General features: G+C 65.7%; 19 protein-coding genes. 14 read left to right on the top strand and 5 right to left on the bottom strand.

Annotated elements, in window-relative coordinates:
* Nucleotides 1–8: 8 nt before the first annotated feature.
* The 3 genes from LHL23_RS02355 to LHL23_RS02345 all read right to left on the bottom strand — a co-directional run bounded on the left by LHL23_RS02355 (nt 9) and on the right by LHL23_RS02345 (nt 2,592).
* Nucleotides 9–176, bottom strand: a complete 168-nt coding sequence (locus tag LHL23_RS02355) for a hypothetical protein (protein ID WP_226428659.1) — start codon at nt 174–176, stop codon at nt 9–11.
* Between the two features lie 33 nt (nt 177–209).
* Nucleotides 210–1,631, bottom strand: coding sequence for a DUF2927 domain-containing protein (locus LHL23_RS02350; protein ID WP_226428658.1), 1,422 nt, complete (start codon nt 1,629–1,631; stop codon nt 210–212).
* Between the two features lie 121 nt (nt 1,632–1,752).
* On the bottom strand, nt 1,753–2,592 hold the full coding sequence (locus tag LHL23_RS02345) for an AAA family ATPase (protein ID WP_226428657.1): 840 nt from the start codon (nt 2,590–2,592) through the stop codon (nt 1,753–1,755).
* A gap of 175 nt (nt 2,593–2,767) precedes the next feature.
* Here LHL23_RS02345 and dksA point away from each other — a divergent pair, with 175 nt between their 5' ends.
* The gene (gene dksA, locus LHL23_RS02340) at nt 2,768–3,190 is read left to right on the top strand and encodes an RNA polymerase-binding protein DksA (RefSeq protein ID WP_222476260.1); all 423 of its coding nucleotides are present in this window, start codon (nt 2,768–2,770) and stop codon (nt 3,188–3,190) included.
* A 103-nt stretch (nt 3,191–3,293) separates the two neighbouring features.
* The gene (locus LHL23_RS02335; protein WP_226428656.1) at nt 3,294–4,460 is read left to right on the top strand and encodes an FAD-dependent monooxygenase; all 1,167 of its coding nucleotides are present in this window, start codon (nt 3,294–3,296) and stop codon (nt 4,458–4,460) included.
* 96 nt (nt 4,461–4,556) lie between these two features.
* Here the strand turns inward: LHL23_RS02335 and xth are convergent, their stop codons facing one another.
* Complete coding sequence (gene xth / locus LHL23_RS02330) at nt 4,557–5,363, bottom strand: exodeoxyribonuclease III (RefSeq protein ID WP_226428655.1); 807 nt, start codon at nt 5,361–5,363, stop codon at nt 4,557–4,559.
* 359 nt (nt 5,364–5,722) lie between these two features.
* Between xth and LHL23_RS02325 the strand changes: the two genes are divergently transcribed.
* The 3 genes from LHL23_RS02325 (at nt 5,723) to LHL23_RS02315 (ending at nt 8,468) form a co-directional block, all read left to right on the top strand.
* Nucleotides 5,723–6,391 carry a DUF6749 family protein gene (locus tag LHL23_RS02325; RefSeq protein WP_226428654.1) on the top strand — a complete coding sequence of 223 codons (669 nt, stop codon included), beginning with the start codon at nt 5,723–5,725 and terminating at the stop codon, nt 6,389–6,391.
* Nucleotides 6,392–6,489: 98 nt separating this feature from the next.
* Complete coding sequence (locus tag LHL23_RS02320; RefSeq protein ID WP_226428653.1) at nt 6,490–7,551, top strand: DUF6902 family protein; 1,062 nt, start codon at nt 6,490–6,492, stop codon at nt 7,549–7,551.
* Nucleotides 7,551–8,468 (top strand): DMT family transporter, encoded by a 918-nt coding sequence (locus tag LHL23_RS02315; protein WP_226428652.1) that lies wholly within the window; start codon nt 7,551–7,553, stop codon nt 8,466–8,468. Before LHL23_RS02320 ends, LHL23_RS02315 begins: the two co-directional genes overlap by 1 nt.
* A 109-nt stretch (nt 8,469–8,577) precedes the next feature.
* Here LHL23_RS02315 and LHL23_RS02310 read toward each other — a convergent pair whose 3' ends face one another.
* Nucleotides 8,578–8,901, bottom strand: a complete 324-nt coding sequence (locus tag LHL23_RS02310) for a HesB/IscA family protein (RefSeq protein ID WP_226428651.1) — start codon at nt 8,899–8,901, stop codon at nt 8,578–8,580.
* A gap of 102 nt (nt 8,902–9,003) precedes the next feature.
* On the opposite strand from LHL23_RS02310, the gene LHL23_RS02305 reads away from it, so the two are divergent.
* The 9 genes from LHL23_RS02305 (at nt 9,004) to scpB (ending at nt 17,550) form a co-directional block, all read left to right on the top strand.
* Nucleotides 9,004–10,155 carry a deoxyguanosinetriphosphate triphosphohydrolase gene (locus tag LHL23_RS02305; protein WP_226428799.1) on the top strand — a complete coding sequence of 384 codons (1,152 nt, stop codon included), beginning with the start codon at nt 9,004–9,006 and terminating at the stop codon, nt 10,153–10,155.
* A 375-nt stretch (nt 10,156–10,530) separates the two neighbouring features.
* Entirely contained in the window at nt 10,531–10,923 is a 393-nt protein-coding gene (locus tag LHL23_RS02300) for a GFA family protein (RefSeq protein WP_226428650.1), read from the top strand.
* Nucleotides 10,924–11,072: 149 nt separating this feature from the next.
* Nucleotides 11,073–11,372, top strand: a complete 300-nt coding sequence (locus tag LHL23_RS02295) for a YciI family protein (RefSeq protein ID WP_226428649.1) — start codon at nt 11,073–11,075, stop codon at nt 11,370–11,372.
* A complete protein-coding gene (locus tag LHL23_RS02290) occupies nt 11,369–11,707 on the top strand; it encodes a YciI family protein (protein ID WP_222475290.1) in 339 nt (112 codons plus the stop codon). Before LHL23_RS02295 ends, LHL23_RS02290 begins: the two co-directional genes overlap by 4 nt.
* 178 nt (nt 11,708–11,885) lie before the next feature.
* Nucleotides 11,886–13,631 carry an arginine--tRNA ligase gene (gene argS / locus LHL23_RS02285; protein ID WP_226428648.1) on the top strand — a complete coding sequence of 582 codons (1,746 nt, stop codon included), beginning with the start codon at nt 11,886–11,888 and terminating at the stop codon, nt 13,629–13,631.
* A gap of 117 nt (nt 13,632–13,748) precedes the next feature.
* Nucleotides 13,749–14,957 carry an SPOR domain-containing protein gene (locus LHL23_RS02280; protein ID WP_226428647.1) on the top strand — a complete coding sequence of 403 codons (1,209 nt, stop codon included), beginning with the start codon at nt 13,749–13,751 and terminating at the stop codon, nt 14,955–14,957.
* 118 nt (nt 14,958–15,075) lie between these two features.
* Nucleotides 15,076–16,080, top strand: coding sequence for a beta-N-acetylhexosaminidase (gene nagZ / locus LHL23_RS02275; RefSeq protein ID WP_226428646.1), 1,005 nt, complete (start codon nt 15,076–15,078; stop codon nt 16,078–16,080).
* On the top strand, nt 16,073–16,867 hold the full coding sequence (locus tag LHL23_RS02270) for a segregation and condensation protein A (RefSeq protein ID WP_222475295.1): 795 nt from the start codon (nt 16,073–16,075) through the stop codon (nt 16,865–16,867). The genes nagZ and LHL23_RS02270 overlap by 8 nt, the downstream gene beginning before the upstream one ends.
* The gene (gene scpB / locus LHL23_RS02265; protein WP_222475296.1) at nt 16,867–17,550 is read left to right on the top strand and encodes an SMC-Scp complex subunit ScpB; all 684 of its coding nucleotides are present in this window, start codon (nt 16,867–16,869) and stop codon (nt 17,548–17,550) included. Before LHL23_RS02270 ends, scpB begins: the two co-directional genes overlap by 1 nt.
* Nucleotides 17,551–17,612 lie beyond the last annotated feature (62 nt).

Below are 17,612 nucleotides of genomic sequence, written 5' to 3'. Positions count from 1 at the left end.
GTAAGCAGTTACGCCAGCACCCGGTGGGTCAGGATGGTTGCCAGCAGGCCAAGAATACCAAAGATGATGGCATGGACAGCCCCGTATTGCAGCATGTCCAGGGTGTTGCCGCCACGTTTGCGGGCCTTCACAGCGCCAATCAGGGCGCCCAGCAGCACACCGGCAATTACGATCATGGTCTTATCCGTCCGTTGTCTCTTGTTGCAGGATCAGGAGCCGGAAGGGCGCAGCGCCGCCACTTCTTCCAGCCGGGCCTCCACCACCCAATCCGGGCCAAACCCGTAACGCGCCCATCCCAGGCTGTCCAGCCTGACCCCGCGCGCCTCTGTCTCGCGGCCCTCCAGGTCCAGCGCTTCCGCCTGCAGCATCAGCAGGGTCGACAGCAGGGCCGCGTTTTCGTGGGCCGCGGCGGCAGCCACCGCAGGTTTCAGCCGCGCCAGGGCGGCGGCGCCGTTGCCGGCGGAGATGTCATAGGCTGCCAGTTGCACCGCCAGCTTGGCCTGGTGGATGCCGGTGCCGGGCTGCTGCTGCAGAAAGCCTTGGGCGGTCTGGAAATGCTGCAGGGCCAGCTCCGGCTCGCGGATGCTCAGCATCCGGCCCAGGGTATAGTGGCTCTGGGCCCGCCGGTGATCGGTCCAGCCCTGGCTGCGGGCAATCGCGGCCGCACTGTTGGCCGCGCGCAGCCGCTCCCGCAGCGCCGATTTCGGCCCCAATGCCTGTTCATAGGCAGCGGCCCAGTCCTGCGGAGTTTCCGGCAGCCATTGGGTGGCATTGCGGGCGCCGCCCGGGTTCAGCCGTGCCAGGATTGCGGGCAGGCGGGCGGCGGCCTCGGCCCGGGTCATGCCGGTGCGCAGTTCCGGCGCGTAAGTGGCGCGCAGGATCAGCATGTCAAACCCGGTCAGCACCGAATGGGCGTTGTCGTCGTTGAAGATCGAATCCGGCAGCCGGTACAGGTCATTGAGCGGCCCGATCGCCTGCGCCAGCTCCTCATGCAGGCAGTCGCGCACTTCCTGCGGGGCAACATCATTGGGGATGAACACCGCCAGTTTCTCACGGCTGCGCAGCTGCGTCCAGTTGGTGCGCGGGCTGCGCCGGTTTCGCCGGTATTCCGCCAGCGACGAGACATTGGGCACCACGAAACAGGCCGCCTTGGGCAGCGCCCTGCGGATCTCGGCGCGGGAGACCGACTGGATGGTGATGCCGGCGTCGGCGCCGGAAACCCGTCGGACGGAAATCCCGGCCTCGTTGCGCAGCCGCGCCAGCAGCGCGTCCAGGTCGCGGTTCAGCCCGGGCGCGGGCGTGCCGGTGACGCGCAGGGTGATTGGGGTTTCAAAGCGGGTGAAGTGGGGCAGGGTGCTGCCGCCTTCCAGCTGGAAATGCAGGTCCAGGAAATCGCGGGCGATCTCGGCATTGGAGCGCTGCGGCGGCGGCGCGGCGCGCGGTGTGAACACCTTGACAGGCGGCAGCGCCAGCGGCGCTGCAGCGGCCCGTGTCGGCGCTTCGACCCGGGCAGCGGGGGCGGTGCAGCCGGCCAGCGCCAGCGCTGCCAGAGCAGCCGCAATCCCGGACAGCAGGCGCCGCCCGTCTTGGCGGGAGGGCTTGGTCACATGCAAAGCAGCGTCAGCGGGCACTCAGGTGTCTCCTACCGGCCGGGCTGGCGCAGCCTGGCTCTGTCTTTCACAGATAGGGGAATGCAGAGGCGATTTGAAGCGAAACAGGCAGGCGCCCGGAACTGCGCCTGCCGCTGTGCTGTCAGCGCCGCCCGCGTGCCATGAAGGCAAGGCGCTCGAACAGATGCACGTCCTGCTCGTTCTTCAACAGCGCTCCGTGCAGCTTGGGCAGGGCATTGGCGCCGTCGCGGGCCAGGTCCTCTGGACTCAGATCCTCCGCCAGCAGCAGTTTCAGCCAGTCGATCACCTCGGAGGTAGACGGCTTCTTCTTCAAACCCTGGGTTTCGCGGATCTCGTAGAACTGGGTCAGCGCGGCGGTCAGCAGCGCCTCCTTAATGCCGGGATGATGCACCTCGACGATCTTCTTCATCGTCTCCGCATCCGGGAAGCGGATGTAGTGGAAGAAGCAGCGGCGCAGGAAGGCGTCCGGCAGTTCCTTCTCGTTGTTGGAGGTGATGATCATCACCGGCCGGTGCTTTGCCCTGATGGTCTCGCCGGTTTCGTAGACGTGGAACTCCATCTTGTCGAGCTCCTGCAAGAGGTCGTTGGGGAACTCGATGTCGGCCTTGTCGATCTCGTCGATCAGCAGCACGACCTTCTCGTCCGCCTCGAACGCCTCCCACAGCTTGCCCTTGCGGATGTAGTTCTTCACATCATGGACGCGCTCCTCGCCCAGCTGGCTGTCGCGCAGGCGGCTCACCGCGTCATATTCATAGAGGCCCTGCTGCGCGCGGGTGGTGGACTTCACGTTCCACTCGATCATCCGGAGCCCCAGCGCGCTGGCGACCTGTTTGGCCAGTTCCGTTTTGCCGGTGCCGGGCTCGCCCTTGACCAGCAGCGGACGCTCCAGCGTGACCGCGGCATTCACCGCAACCTTCAGATCGTCCGTTGCAACATATTCCTTAGTGCCCTGAAATCGCATATCTTTCCCGTATCAGCCGTGGTTGCCGCCTTGTTACCACGCTTTTAACCAAACCGCGCCACTATTGTGTAGTGACATTCCCTGCCGATAGGGATAAACGCTGCGGAAGAGGGGGAGCCAAAATGTTCAGGTGCAAATTATGACCAACATTATGGGCCAGACCGAAGGAGCCGAAATGAAGCAAGAAGTGTTTCTGCCGGACGACTACCGCCCGGCCGAAGATGAGCCGTTCATGAACGAACGGCAGCTTGAGTATTTCCGACGCAAACTATTGGAATGGAAGCAGGAACTGCTGGCGGACAGCCGCGACACCATTGAGGGGCTGCAGGACAGCACCCGCAATATCCCGGATGTCGCAGACCGTGCCAGCGAAGAGACCGACCGCGCGCTGGAGCTGCGCACCCGCGACCGTCAGCGCAAGCTGGTCGCCAAGATCGACTCGGCGCTGCGCCGCATCGATGAAGGCGAATACGGCTACTGCGAAGTGACCGGCGATCCGATCTCGCTGAAGCGCCTCGATGCGCGTCCGATCGCAACCATGAGCCTGGAAGCGCAGGAACGCCACGAGCGCCGCGAAAAAGTCCACCGCGACGATTAACCGCTGATTTCAGCGGCGGAAACGCACAAAACATTGACGCCGGGGCCTTTTGCTCCGGCGTTTTTTGTTTCATTGGGGGCGGGCGGAGAATCTGCTGGAGCCCATGGAACTCAAAGGCCTGAAAATAAACGTCATCGGCGCCGGGATCGGCGGCCTGGCCGCGGCGCTGGCGCTGCGCCGGTTTGGCGCAGCTGTCACCGTGCTGGAGCAGGCCGAGGCGATCTCCGAGGTCGGCGCGGGCCTGCAGATCACCCCCAATGGCGTGGCCGTGCTGAAGGCGCTGGGGCTGGCGGATGACCTGGCCTGGTGCTCGCAGCGGGCGCGCGCGGTGGTGCTGCGCGGCCACCGCCGCGGCAATCAGGTGCTGCGGCTGGATCTGGATGAATACGCCGCCGGGCTGCCCTATTACTTCGTGCACCGCTCCGACCTCGTTGGCATCCTGGCCGGCGCCGCCCGGCGCGAAGGCGTGCAGGTGCGGCTGCTGCAGAAGGCAGAGCGGGTCGAGCCCGGCCCGCAGCCGCTGGTGCACCTCGGCCACGGCGTCCACTGCGGCGGCGACCTGGTGATCGGCGCCGACGGGCTGCATTCGAAAACAAGGGTAGCGCTGAACGGTGAGCGCAAACCCTCCTTCACCGGCCAGGTGGCCTGGCGCGCCACCGTGCCGAACCACCTGAACCTGCCGCCGGAGGCGCAGGTGTTCATGGGGCCGGGGCGGCATCTGGTCGCCTATCCCTTGCGCGACGGCAGCCTGATGAACCTGGTGGCGGTGCAGGAGCGCCGCGCCTGGGCCGAGGAAGGCTGGCATTTCAGGGACGACCCGGCCAACCTGCGCGCCGCCTTTTCAGGCTTCGGCGGCGCCGCCGCGGCGCTGCTTGAGGCGGTGGAGGAGGTGCTGCTCTGGGGGCTGTTCCGCCATCCGGTGGCCGCCAGCTGGCACGGTGAGAACACCGCGATCCTGGGCGATGCGGCGCATCCGACGCTGCCGTTCATGGCCCAGGGCGCCAATCTGGCGCTGGAGGATGCCTGGGTTCTGGCCCGCTCGCTGCAGGAGGCGCCCGGGCTGAAGGCTGGTCTGGTGTTGTACCAGTCGCGCCGCCGCGACCGGGCAGAGAAGGTGGTGAAGGCCGCCAGCAGCAACGCCTGGAAATACCACCTGCGCGCGCCGCTCAACTGGCCTGCGCATCAGGTGCTGAAACTGGGCGGCCGTTTTGCGCCGGACCGCATGGTCAGCCAGTTCGACTGGATCTACCGCCACGACGTCACTGCCTGAGGCGCCAAGGGGAGGCTCCCGCCCGGTTCCGGTTCGTTGAAATGAACCGGAGCAGGTTGGGCTTGGTACCGCGTCAGGGCGCGGCGCGGATGGCGCTCAGTTATCTAGCTGAACCCAGACCGGGACGTGGTCGGAGGGCTTTTCGCGGCCGCGCACGTCCTTGTCGATCCGGCAGTCCAGCAGCAGGTCGGCGGCCTGCGGTGTCAGCAGGAAATGATCGATGCGGATACCGTCGTCGCGGTTCCAGGCGCCGGCCTGGTAGTCCCAGAAGGAATAATGCCCCGGCCCCTGGTGGCGGGCGCGGAAGGCCTCGGTAAAACCCAGGTTGACGATCCGCTGAAACGCGGCGCGGCTTTCCGGGCGGTGCAGCGCGTCCTCGACCCAGGCCTCGGGCCGCTTGGCGTCCTCGGCTTGCGGAATGATGTTGTAATCGCCGGCCATAAGCGCAGGCATCTCCTCGGCCAGCAGCGCCTCCGCCCGGTCCTTCAGCCGCTCCATCCAGGCCAGCTTGTAGGCGTATTTGCCGCCCGCCACCGGGCTGCCATCGGCCTCCAGCTCCACCGGGTTGCCGTTGGGTAGGTAGAGGCCGCAGATCCGGATCGCCTGCTTGCCCACTACGGTGGCCTCGATCCAGCGCGCCTGCTCGTCGCTGTCGTCGCCGGGCAGCCCGCGGGTTACATCCTCCAGCGGCAGCTTCGACAGGATCGCCACCCCGTTAAAGCTTTTCTGACCATGGGTTTCGACGTTATAGCCGCGCTCCTCGAAGATCTCGCGCGGGAAGGCCTCATCCACTGACTTGATTTCCTGCAGCAGCAGCACGTCCGGCTGCGCCTCGTCCAGCCAGTCCGGCAGCGCCTGCGCCCGGGCCTTGATGCCATTGATATTAAATGTGGCGATTTTCATGGCTTGCCTCCGGCGCAGATTTCTTTATTCCAGCCGACCTATCGCTGAATCAGCGCTCCGGGGCAAGCCCGATGCGCGGCACGCGAATCACCTGCGGCCGGGAATTCGGGTCCGTTTTGCACGGGTGAAAAATAACCCTCAGGTTGAGTTTCCTTATTTTGCAATAATGTGCGTGTGAATAACGTGGTGAATAACCTGTGGATAAGTCGAATTAATTGAAATTGCGCAAAAAATAGCAGCTTGAAGTTAAAGTAATCTGAATTACAAAATGCAATGTAGAATTGCATTTTTTGTTTGCGCTGCGCGATTGCCGTGCCAGCGTCAAGGAACCTTTTGTCTCTAACGAATGGGGTTCCAACATGACTGCTCAGCGTAAAATCCAGACCATCCGCGCAACCCGCCCGGCCGCAGGCGCCAGCCTGTACGGGGGCGAGGCGACGGAGATGTTCTCCTCCGGTTCGGCGCCCGAATGCACCGCGGATCTGTCTGCAGGGGAGGGTGTTTCGCTGTTCTCCTCTGGCTCCATGCCGCAGATGTCGGACAGCTGGGCAGGCGGCGAAACCGGCCTGTTCTCCAACGGCTCAGCCCCTGCGGCCCGCAGTGATACCGCTGCCGGCGATTTGGTGGAGATGTTCTCATCCGGCTCCGCCCCGGCGGTGCGGGCGGCTGCTGCTGAGGGGGATCTGGTGCAGATGTTCTCCTCCGGGTCGGCGCCTGTTTTGCAATCTGAGATTGCGGAGGGCGGTTTGACGGAAATGTTCTCCTCCGGCTCCGCCCCGGCGGCAGAAAATGTAGCCGCAGCTGGCGATCTGACAGGCATGTACTCCTCCGGCTCCGCACCCGCGGCGCAGGCCGGAACCGGGGCTGGCGAAGGGGTGGAGATGTTCTCTTCCGGCTCGGCCCCGGCAGCCACGGCGGAGGCTGGCGCGGGCGAAGGAACGCATCTGTTCTCCTCCGGCTCCGCGCCGGCGGCAGAGGCCCGTACCAGCGACGGCGACGCAACCCGGCTGTTCTCCTCGGGCAGCTGATCAGCGCGGGGCCGGCCTCCCTCCCGGCCCCGGATCTCCGGGCGGCTCCAGGCCGGGGCCGCCCTCAGCCGCGCCGCATCCATCCGCAGGAGGTTTCCATGGCCCAGATCATTCCGTTCTTCTCTCCCGCCGCCCGTCAGTCCCGGGCGGCCGCGCATGAGGCGCTGATTGCCGGTTTCTCGACGCACCGGCGCAGCCAGGAGGACGTGTTCTGGCTCAAGGAAAACGCCGAACTGCTGAACATCCTGGAGTGCACCGGGGCCGATGTCGCCCCTGAAGCCCTGGCGCCGCTGCAGATGTTCTATGACGGCGCGGCGCGGCATATCAGTTTCTTCCGCCAGTATTACCGTTTCATCCTGTCGATCTGCCTGGATCTGGAGGATTTGGGCCTGCCCGGAGAGACCGGGGCGCAACTGGCGGCATGGGTCCAGGCGCAGGGGCTGGCGCAGGCAGAGCTGTCGGACTTGCAGCGCGCCGAGGCCCGCCGCCTGCTGGCCCGCCGCGGTGAAAACTTGCGCGACGACGGGCTGGACGACCGGCTGCGGGCCTTCATCTGCTGCCCGCAGACCTTTGCCATCCCGAATAAGAAGGCGGCATACGAGCTGACCCACATCGTCTTTTACCTGTCGGAATACGGCCGCCGCGACCCGCAGCTGCCGCAGGCCGCGCTGACCAGCCTGGAGTTCGCCGGCCTGGTAGCCTTCCTGGATCAGAACGCCGATCTGCTGGCCGAGATCTGCATTGCGCTGCGCTATGCCGGGCAGCAGCCGCCCGCCGCCTGGGAGCGCTGGCTTGACAGGCAGGTTTCCGCTTTTATTCTATCAGAACGAGAATTTTCTGGACTTCACGATTCTTATCACGAGTATTTTGTTGCCAACTGGCTCATGATCCTGTCCGGGCGAAAACCTTTCCGGCAGGCGGTTCCCGCAGGGGGCGTGCATGTGTCAGCTGTACGGGGAGGAAGTATTTTGAAAAGCCTTTCAGAAGCCGTTTTTGACGCCGGAGCAGCCCGCGCGAGCTGGAGCGCGGTCAAGGTGCACGCCGAAGCCCTGCTGAATGAGGAAGAACACCGGCTGCTTGCCGCGGCTGAGCGCAGCTGCGCCGGGTTTCCCGGCTTTTTCGAAGGTTTTGCCCGCGCGGGCAGCGCAGGGGCGGCGTGATGCTGTGCGCACGCAGGCAGGCGCTGGCGGGCGCGCTGCTGGTGGTGGCCTACACCGGGCTCATCGCCTCCGCCGACGGGATCACGAAATTGCTGGCGGGCCAGTATGCGGCGGCGCAGCTTTATGCGCTGTCCGGCGCCATGGTGGCAGTCTTCTGCCTGCTGGCCGACCGGCTGCCGGGCCAGCGCGGCGGGTTCCGCACGGCCTGCCCGCGGGCGATGGCACTCAGGTCGGTGGCGACGCTGATTGCCGCCGTGTGCTTCTTCTATGCCTTCCGGCTGCTGCCCTTTGCCGAGGTGTTCGTGTTTATCGGGCTGATGCCGCTGCTGGCAGGCGCGATGTCCGGGCTGGTGCTGAAGGAGCCGGTGCGCCCGGCGGCCTGGATTGCGCTGGCGGCGGGATTTGCGGGGGTGCTTTTCCTGCTGCCCCACAACGACGGCGGGGCGCATGCGGACTGGGGCCACATCATTGCATTTGGCGCGGTGGTCTCCGGCACGTTTTCCATGACCATGGCGCGGTTTATCGGGCGTTATGAAAGCAACGCGCTGGCGCAGGTGCTTTATCCGAACCTGACCCTGTGCGCGGCGATGCTGCTGGTGCTGCCCTTTGTCTGGCTGCCGATGCCGCTGGCAGATGTGGCCTGGGCTGCGGCCTATGCGTTCCTCTTGTTCGGGGCGCGCTGGCTGCTGGTAGTGGCACTGCGGCTGCTGGCGTCGTATGCGGTGACGCCGCTGATGAACCTGCAGTTCATCTGGATGGCGGTGATCGGCGCGGTGTTCTTCGGGGAGTTCCCGCCTGCCTCCACCTATCTCGGCGGCGCCATCGTGATTGCCTCCGGCCTTTATCTGGTCTGGGATCAGTTTGCCCCGGCGATGCCGCGGCTGCGCAGCGCCGGGCGGCTGCGGACCGATCCGTAGCACCTGAGCCCTGATCCGCAGCGCTCCGCAAGGGGCGCTGGACACAGGCGGTAATTCCGGCCCGGCGAGCAGGCGCTTTCCGGGCCGTTTCCGCATCGGAAAAGCGGGGTCAGATCGAGAACGAGGTGCCGCAGCCGCAGCTGGAGGTGGCGTTGGGGTTCTCGATGGTGAACCGCGCGCCGATCAGTTCCTCAGTGAAATCAATCACTGCGTTTTCCAGAAACGGTAGGGAGACGCTGTCGACCACGACTTTTTCGCCCTTGCCTTCGAGCACCAAATCGTCCTCTTTGGCCTCATCCAGCGCGATCTCGTACTGGAAGCCGGAGCAGCCGCCGCCCTCCACCGCGACCCGCAGCGCCTGGCCCTGGCCCGCGGCGCCGATCTCGGCCAGCCGGGCAAAGGCACGGTCGGTGACTTTCGGAGGCAGGTTCATGGGGTTTCTCCATGGGCGTAGGTTGCAGTGCAAAGCTTTATATAGAAAGGTGCAATTCAAGCGGCAAGATGTGGAGCCCTGGCTTTGGTTAAAAGATTTGAATTGCACGCACCTTATGCCACGATGCCGGACCGCAGCCGCGGGCGGCAGGTGCCGGAGGAGGAAAGCTCCTTCCGCTCGCCCTATCAGCGCGACCGCGACCGGATCATCCACGCCAGCGCCTTCCGGCGGCTGAAGCACAAGACGCAAGTTTTCGTGGAGCATGAGGGCGACAATTACCGCACCCGGCTGACCCATTCCATCGAGGTCGGGCAGGTGGGCCGCACCATTGCAGGAGCATTGGGGCTGAACCAGGAACTGACCGAGGCGGTGGCGCTGGCGCATGATCTGGGTCACACGCCCTTCGGCCACACCGGCGAGGATGCGCTTCACGCGCTGATGGAGCCCTACGGCGGTTTTGATCACAACGCCCAGGCAATCCGCATCGTGACCTGCCTGGAGCGCCATTACGCTGAATTCGACGGGTTGAACCTGACCTGGGAAACCCTTGAAGCCATTGCCAAACATAACGGCCCGGTGGTGGGGGAGCTGCCCTGGGCTTTGGCGGAATGCAATGCTGCCATCGACCTGGAACTGCACACCCACGCCAGCGCCGAGGCGCAGGTGGCGGCACTGTCGGATGACATCGCCTATAACAACCACGACCTGCATGATGCGCTGCGGGCCGGTCTGTTCAGCGACGATGATCTGGCGCGGCTGCCGCTATTGGATCAGGCCTATGGCGAGGTGGACCGGCTCTATCCCGGCCTGGACCCGAACCGCCGCCGGCACGAGGCGCTGCGGCGGTTTTTCGGGGTGATGGTGGGGGATGTGATTTCCACCGCCCGGAGCCTGCTGGCGGACACCGGCGTGCAAAGCGTCGAGGAGGTGCGGGCGCTGGATCATCCAGTGGTGCAGTTCTCGCCGCAGATCTGGGAGGGGCTGAAGGAAATCCGCGCCTTCCTGTTCACCCGCATGTACCGGGCGCCCTCGGTGATGGAGAAGCGCGCCAAGGTCGCCAAGGTGGTCGAGGCGCTGTTTCCCTATTTCCTGGACAATCCGCAGGACATGCCGGAGCGCTGGCACGCCGAAATCGCGGCTGCACAGGACCGCACAGCGCTGGCGCGGATCGTGTCCGACTATATCGCCGGCATGACCGACCGATTTGCGCTGCAGCTGCATGAGCGGCTGATCGGGGTGAAAGTCGAGGTGTAAGGGTTTTCGGCTGCTGTTTCTTTCCTTTCACATGTGCCGTTCAGTGGCCGGGTAAAGATGGCGGCGCCGCCAACGGGGGCGGAGGATAGGGCCGGAACGCCAGCGCGCCCCGGGTCCGGTCAAAAGCTTCATCCGTCAGACGCCCCTGCACCTTTTGTGGAGGTGGTCTTGGGGGGCCTGGTCTCCTCATGCGCGCGGGGTGCCAGACCCGCGCGGTGTGCTGCAGCGGAAGTGACAATCGCAGATTGGGGTTAAGGCCGCGCAAGCGGGGCGTGCGCTGCGGCGGGCCTTCGCGCAACGCCCTGCGGCGGCTTGTCTGGCGGTAAATGTTCGCTTAATGTTCTCTGGCATCAACTGGCAGGGAGGAGTGCTGCAATGATTAAGGGAAGCTGCTGCTGCGGCGCGGTGATGTTTGAGCTGCTGGCGCAGCCTGCGCTGATGGGCACCTGCCATTGCTCGCGCTGCCGCAAGGCCGGAGCCAGCACCATCGTCTTTGTGAAAAAGGGCGATTTGCGCTGGGTTGCGGGCAAGGAGGAGGTGGCGCTGTACCAGCCCGCGCCGCCCTATAAATACGGCCGCTGCTTCTGCCGGATCTGCGGCAGCTCCTTGGGGGAGATCCTGTCTGAGGAAGAGAGCTTCCCGATCGCCGCAAATGCGCTGGACGGGGCGCTGGAGGTTCGCAACAGCTTCCATGAGTTCGTGGGTGAGAAGCCCGGATGGTACGAAATCTGCGACGGGGCAAAGCAGTCGCAGGGGCATCCGGCCTAGTCCGGGGTTCTTTGCGAGCGGGAGCGTCGTCCGCACCCCGGTTCCTGCATCGCGCTGCAAATTGGCCGTAAGCCGTGTTATGATCTGGCCCTATGATGCCGCGGGGCATCGGCGGTATCCGCGAAGGGAGGCATAACGAGGGGAAAGCCATGGCACGCTGGACCGTCACATTCACGGACAAGCCCGACATGGACCGGGTGCGCAGCGACAAGAAGCGGCGCGAGGCGCATATCGCCTTTGTGCGCTCGCGGCCCGAACTGCAGATCGGCGGCGCGCTGGCGATGCGGCCGATGCAGGACTTCCCCGGCGCGATCTGGAATGTGGAGGCCGAGACCCGCCAGGATGTGGAGCGGCTGATCCTGCAGGACCCCTATTACGTGGCGAGCTTGCGCACCTACAGGATCACCGAATGGGGCACCGCCTCTGCCGTTCAGGGAATGCTGTCATGACCGCACCTCAGGAAATCTCCAAATCCGCCCCGGCGCTGACCCGCTGGGCGGTGCTGTTCCGCGACGCGCCCGCGATGATGGATGTTCGCGCCGACAGGGCCCGGCGCGATGCTCATGTGGCCTATGTCGAGGATCATCCCGAGCTGCGCATCGGCGGCGGGCTGAAGCCGGACACCGACGGCGACTTCTGCGGCGCCTTGTGGATTGTCGAGGCCGAGGACCGGATTGAGGTGGAGCATCTGATCCATGGCGATCCGTTTTATGTGCCCGCTTTCCGCTCCTACGAGATCTTCACCTGGGGCAAGATCCTGGAAGACCGCACCGCGGTGCTGTGAGACGGGGCTGTGAGGCCGGCGCCGCGGCAGCGGCGCAATTTGCTTCAGCCGGAAAACAGGCCGGAAAATCCGGATTTTCCGGCGCCGCCGGCCCGAGGCCCCGGGCATCCCCTGCAATCCTGTTGACCCTGCCTCTGGCCCCCGGTATCCGCAGTGCTGAACAGTTGGGACGCCAGATATGAACCTCTTTATCGATATCCGCTCGCTTGTGATTGACAGCCTGACCGCCATGACCGGCGAAGGCGCGCTGCCCGAAGGGCTCGATTTTGCCAATGTGGCGGTGGAGCCGCCGCGCGATGCCGCCCATGGCGACATGGCGACCAATGCGGCGATGGTGCTGGCCAAGCCTGCCAAGATGAAGCCGCGCGACATTGCCGAGGCGCTGGCCGCGAAACTGGCCGCGGACGAGCGGATCACCTCCGCCGAGGTCGCGGGCCCCGGCTTCCTCAACCTGCGGCTGGCGCCGGTGATCTGGCAGGGGGTTCTGAAATCGGTCCTGGACGCAGGCACGGATTACGGCCGCTCCGCCATGGGCGAAGGCAAGCGGGTCAATGTGGAATATGTCTCCGCCAACCCGACCGGGCCGCTGCATGTGGGTCATACCCGCGGCGCGGTGTTCGGCGATGCGCTGGCGGCGCTCTTGGCTTATGCCGGCTATGACGTCACCCGCGAATATTACATCAACGACGGCGGCGGCCAGGTCGATGTGCTGGCGCGCTCTGTCTACCTGCGCTACCTGGAGGCGCACGGGCAGGAGATCGCCTTTGCCGACGGCACCTATCCCGGCGACTACCTGGTCCCGGTGGGGCAGGCGCTGAAGGACAAGGTGGGCGATGCCTATCTGGATCAGCCGGAAGAGGTCTGGCTGGCGGATGTGCGCGAGTTCTCTACCGATGCGATGATGGCGCTGATCCGCGAGGATCTGGCCCAGCTCGGCATCGAGATGGACAAGTTCTATTCCGAGAAGTCGCTCTATGGCACCGGCAAGATCGAGGCGGCGCTGGCCAGCCTGGAAGCCAAGGGGCTGATCTATCAGGGCGTGCTGGAGCCGCCGAAGGGCAAGAAGCCCGACGACTGGGAGCCGCGCGAGCAGACCCTGTTCAAATCCACCGATCACGGCGACGACGTTGACCGGGCGGTGAAGAAATCCGATGGCTCCTGGACCTATTTCGCGCCGGATATCGCCTATCACTACGACAAGGTGGAGCGCGGCTTTGACGAGCTGATCGATATTTTCGGCGCCGACCACGGCGGCTATGTCAAGCGTATGAAGGCGGCGGTTTCGGCGCTGTCCGATGGCAAGGTGCCGCTGGACATCAAGCTGTGCCAGCTGGTCAAGCTGTTCAAGGATGGCCAGGAATTCAAGATGTCCAAGCGGGCAGGGACCTTTGTCACCCTGCGCGATGTGGTCGATGCCGTCGGCCCCGATGTCACCCGCTTCATGCTGCTGACGCGCAAGAACGACCAGGGCTTCGACTTCGACCTCGACAAGGCGCTGGAGCAGTCCAAGGACAACCCGGTGTTCTATGTGCAATACGCCAATGCGCGGATCTGCTCGACCCTGCGCAAGGCGGAGGAGCAGGGTATTGCCGCGGATGACGCCACCCTGAACGCTGCCGACCTCAGCCTGATCGCCGATCCGGCGCAGCTGGCAGTGGCCAAGAAGCTGGCCGAATGGCCGCGCCAGGTGGAAATTGCCGCCCGCACCCATGAGCCGCACCGGGTGGCCTTCTACCTCTACGACCTCGCCTCCGAGCTGCACGGGCTCTATCACTTGGGCAAATCGAATGAAGGTTTACGTTTTGTTAACGAAAGCAGCCAATTGGCAACACATGCAAATTTGGCGCTGGCGCGGGCCGTTTCCGTTGTCATTTCCGCAGGTCTTGGTATTCTTGGCGTGAAACCGGCAGAAGAGATGCGATAACCAAAGGGGCGCAAGCCCCTGCAGACATAAATCGCGCATTCCGCCGGATTGAGGCAGTTCAAGAGACCTGGGAGCGCGGTGCCGGAAGGCGCCGCCATCTGGGCAGTGAGGCGGACAATGGCGTATTTTGCGCAGGCGGGCCAGGGGCACGCCTATACACAGGGCGGTGGCCGGCAGCAGGACACCGCAACTGGCGGCCCCTATGGGCAGCAGTACTCCGATCAGCAGTATGCAGAACAGCAGTATACCGGGCCTGGTGCCGAGCCGGACTACGGCTACGCCGACCCCGCCTATGGCTACCAGCCGGACGCGCAGGGCTATGAGGATGACGGCTACGCCGCCTATGCCGCTGCTCCAGCCGGGCTGCGGGCGCGGTTTTCCAAAGCGCTGAGCGTGCTGGGCGCGGCGGCCTCCATCGCGCTGGTGGCTGGCGTCGGTTTCTGGGGTTACAAGCTGGTGATGCGCGATGTGAGCGGCGTGCCGGTGGTGCGGGCCGCCGAAGGCCCGATGCGCGAGCAGCCGGAGAACCCGGGCGGGTCGCAGGCCGACCATCAGGGGCTGGCGGTGAACGCCGTGGCCGCCAGCGGCAGCGCCGCGGCGCCGGCCGACCGGCTGACCCTGGCGCCGCCGGCCATTGAACTTACCGAAGATGACAAGCCGCTGCCGGAACTGGCAGCCGAAGCCGCGCCGGCCGTTGAAGCTGCCGCGCTGCCATCCGCTCCGGCGGAGCCGGACATACCGGCGGCGCCGGGGGCGGACGCCGCGGTCAGCGAGGCGGCGGTGGCTTCTTTCCAGAACGGCGACATTGACGCGCTGGTCGCGGAGCTTGCGCGCGAGGCGGAGACGCTTTCGGCTGCGGTGCCCGCCTCGGCAGCAGCGCCTGCGATCGTGCAGCCGGAACCGCTGCAGCCGGCCCTGGCCGCTGCTGCGCCGTCTCCGGCGCTGCTGAACGCGCCCGGCGTCAAGGTCTCGCTGCGGCCCTCGGCCCGGCCGGCACGGTTCAGCCCCGCTCCGGCCGCAGCCGCACCGGCAGCGCGGGCCGCCACCGTGGATGTGGATCCGGCTGCCCTCCCGGCCGGCACCAGGCTGGCGCAGCTGGGTGCCTATGAAAGCCCGGAAGTGGCGCGCGCCGAATGGGACCGCATCCGGTCGCGCTTCCCGGACTACCTGGAAGCCAAGCAGCGGGTGATCCAGCGCGCCGAAAGCGGCGGCCGCACCTTCTACCGCTTGCGGGCGATGGGCTTTGACGGGCTGTCGGACGCGCGCCGGTTCTGTTCGGCGCTGGTCGCGGGCAATGCCGATTGCATTCCGGTGACCACCCGTTAAGCTTTCCGCCGATCCGATTTTCCGCCCGGCCGCCAAGCCGGGCAGCGCCCGTCCCGCCCCCCACGGGGCGGGCGCAGTCCTTTCCGAGACACAGCCAGGGGCATTGCAGAGGTCCATCATGACTTACGGAGCCACCATTCTTGACGCCGACGGCCTGCGCCTGAGCGCAAATGAAAAGGCGTTCTTCCGCGACGCCGACCCCTTTGGCTTCATCGTGTTTGCCCGCAACATCGAAGACGCGGAACAGGTGCGCGCCCTGTGCGGCGATTTCCGCGAGGCAGTGGGGCGCGAGTGTCCCATCACCATCGATCAGGAGGGCGGCCGGGTGCAGCGGCTGCGCAAACCGCTGGCCCGGGAATGGCTGCCGCCTCTGGAACATGTGAAGCGGGCAGGCGCGGGCGCGGAACGCGCCATGTATCTGCGCTACCGGCTGATTGCGCACGAATTGCACGGTCTTGGGATCGACAGCAACTGCGCCCCGATTGCCGATGTCGCCTGCGCGGACACCCATGAGTTCCTGAAGAACCGCTGTTATGACGAAGACACCCAGGCCGTCGCCGCCATCGGCCGCGCGGTGGCGCAGGGGCATCTGGACGGCGGCGTGCTGCCGGTGCTGAAGCACATCCCCGGCCATGGCCGCGCCACCGCCGACAGCCATATGGACCTGCCGCATGTGGACGCGGAACCGCGCACTCTGGAGCAGAGCGATTTCGCCGCCTTCAAGGCGCTGAACGATCTGCCGCTGGGGATGACCGCGCATCTGGTCTATGACGCCTATGACAACCGGCCCGCCACCACCTCGCCGGTGATGATGCAGCTGATCCGCGAGCAGATCGGCTTTGACGGGCTGGTGATGACCGATGACATCTCGATGAAGGCGCTGCAGGGATCGCTGGCGGACATCACGCGGGACTCGCTGTCGGCGGGCTGCGACGTGGTCCTGCTGTGCAATGCGCCGCTGGCTGACCGCATTGCCGTGGCAGAGGCCGCGGGCGCCATGACCGCAGCGGCACAGACCCGCGCAGAGGCCGCGCTGGAGACCCGCCGCCCGCCCGCAGACCTTGACATTCAGGCTGCCGAAGACGAACTTGCCGCCCTCATGGGCGGACAGGTTTATGGCTGAGCAGACACTCTTTTCAGATCAGGACACATCGGTAGAGGAACGGCTGGCGGCCGAGGCCCTGATCGTGGATGTGGACGGGTTCGAAGGGCCGCTCGACCTGCTTCTTACGCTGTCGCGCACCCAGAAGGTGGACCTGCGCCGGATCTCTGTGCTGGAGCTGGCGAAACAGTACCTGGCCTTTGTCGAGAAGGCCAAGGAGCTGCGTATTGAACTGGCGGCCGACTATCTGGTGATGGCGGCCTGGCTGGCGTTCCTGAAATCCCGCCTGCTGCTGCCGCCGGATCCTGAGGAAGAGGGGCCGTCGGGCGAGGAACTGGCGGCCCACCTGGCGTTCCAGCTGGAACGGCTGCAGGCTATGCGAGACGCGGCCGCGCGGCTGATGGGCCGCGACCGGCTGGGCCGCGATTTCTTTGCCCGCGGTGAGGAAGAGAGTGTCGCCCGGATCAAGACCGTCACCTATACCGCCAACCTCTTGGACCTGATGCAGGCCTATGCCCGCATCCGCACCAAGGAGGATTTCCGCCCCTTCGTGATGGATCGCGACTCGGTCTTCACCATGGAGGAGGCGCTGGACCGGATGCGCCACCTGCTGGGCTTTACCGGCGACTGGACCGACCTGATCAGCTATCTGCCGGATGGCTGGCACAGCGATCCGGTCAAGCGGCGGTCGGCCACCGCGGCGACCTTTGCCGCCTCGCTGCAGCTGGTGAAGGAAGGCAAGGCCGAGCTGCGCCAGAGCGAAACATTTGCGCCGATCCAGCTGCGCAGCCTGAACGAGGATAGCTGATGGAAGACCAGATCATGGACGGCCACGGCCAGGGCGCCCCCGTCCGCGAGGACAATGACACGCTGTTCGACGCGCCGCCGATGGCGGAGCAGGAGCGGATGGTGGAAGCGGTGCTGTTTGCCAGCGCCGAGCCGGTGACGCTGCGCGACCTGGAAGGGCGGATGCCGCATGGCTGCAACCCGCGCGAGGCGCTGGAGCATCTGCGCAAGCGCTATGAGGGGCGCGGCGTGCGGGTGGTGCGTTTGGGCGATGCTTGGGCGATCCGCACCGCGCCGGATCTGGGCTTCCTGATGCAGAAGGAAACCACCGAGCTGCGCAAGCTGAGCCGCGCCGCCATCGAAACCCTGGCCATCGTCGCCTATCACCAGCCGGTGACCCGGGCGGAGATCGAGGAGATCCGCGGCGTGTCGGTGTCGCGCGGCACCATCGACCAGCTGATGGAGATGGACTGGATCCGCCTGGGCCGCCGCCGGATGACGCCGGGCCGCCCGGTGACCTTTGTGGTGACGCCGGATTTCCTGGACCATTTCGGATTGGAAAGCGCCCGCGACCTGCCGGGCCTGAAGGAGCTGCGCGCCGCGGGCCTGTTGGAAAACCGCCCGCCGCCGGGCAGCCTGCCGCTGGGGCAGGGCGGCGACGAGGACGACGAGGCGGAAGAACAGGCGGAACTGTTCGAGGAATAACCCGCTGCCCCTGGCGCCCGGAAACTGCCGCAATCCGCTGCCATTGTGGCTGGCGGCAGCAG

Source organism: Leisingera sp. McT4-56 (genome assembly GCF_020514995.1).
GTDB classification, from domain to species: domain Bacteria; phylum Pseudomonadota; class Alphaproteobacteria; order Rhodobacterales; family Rhodobacteraceae; genus Leisingera; species Leisingera aquaemixtae_A.
Note: the sequence above shows the minus strand (reverse complement) of the source record. Positions and strands in the feature narration are given on the sequence as shown.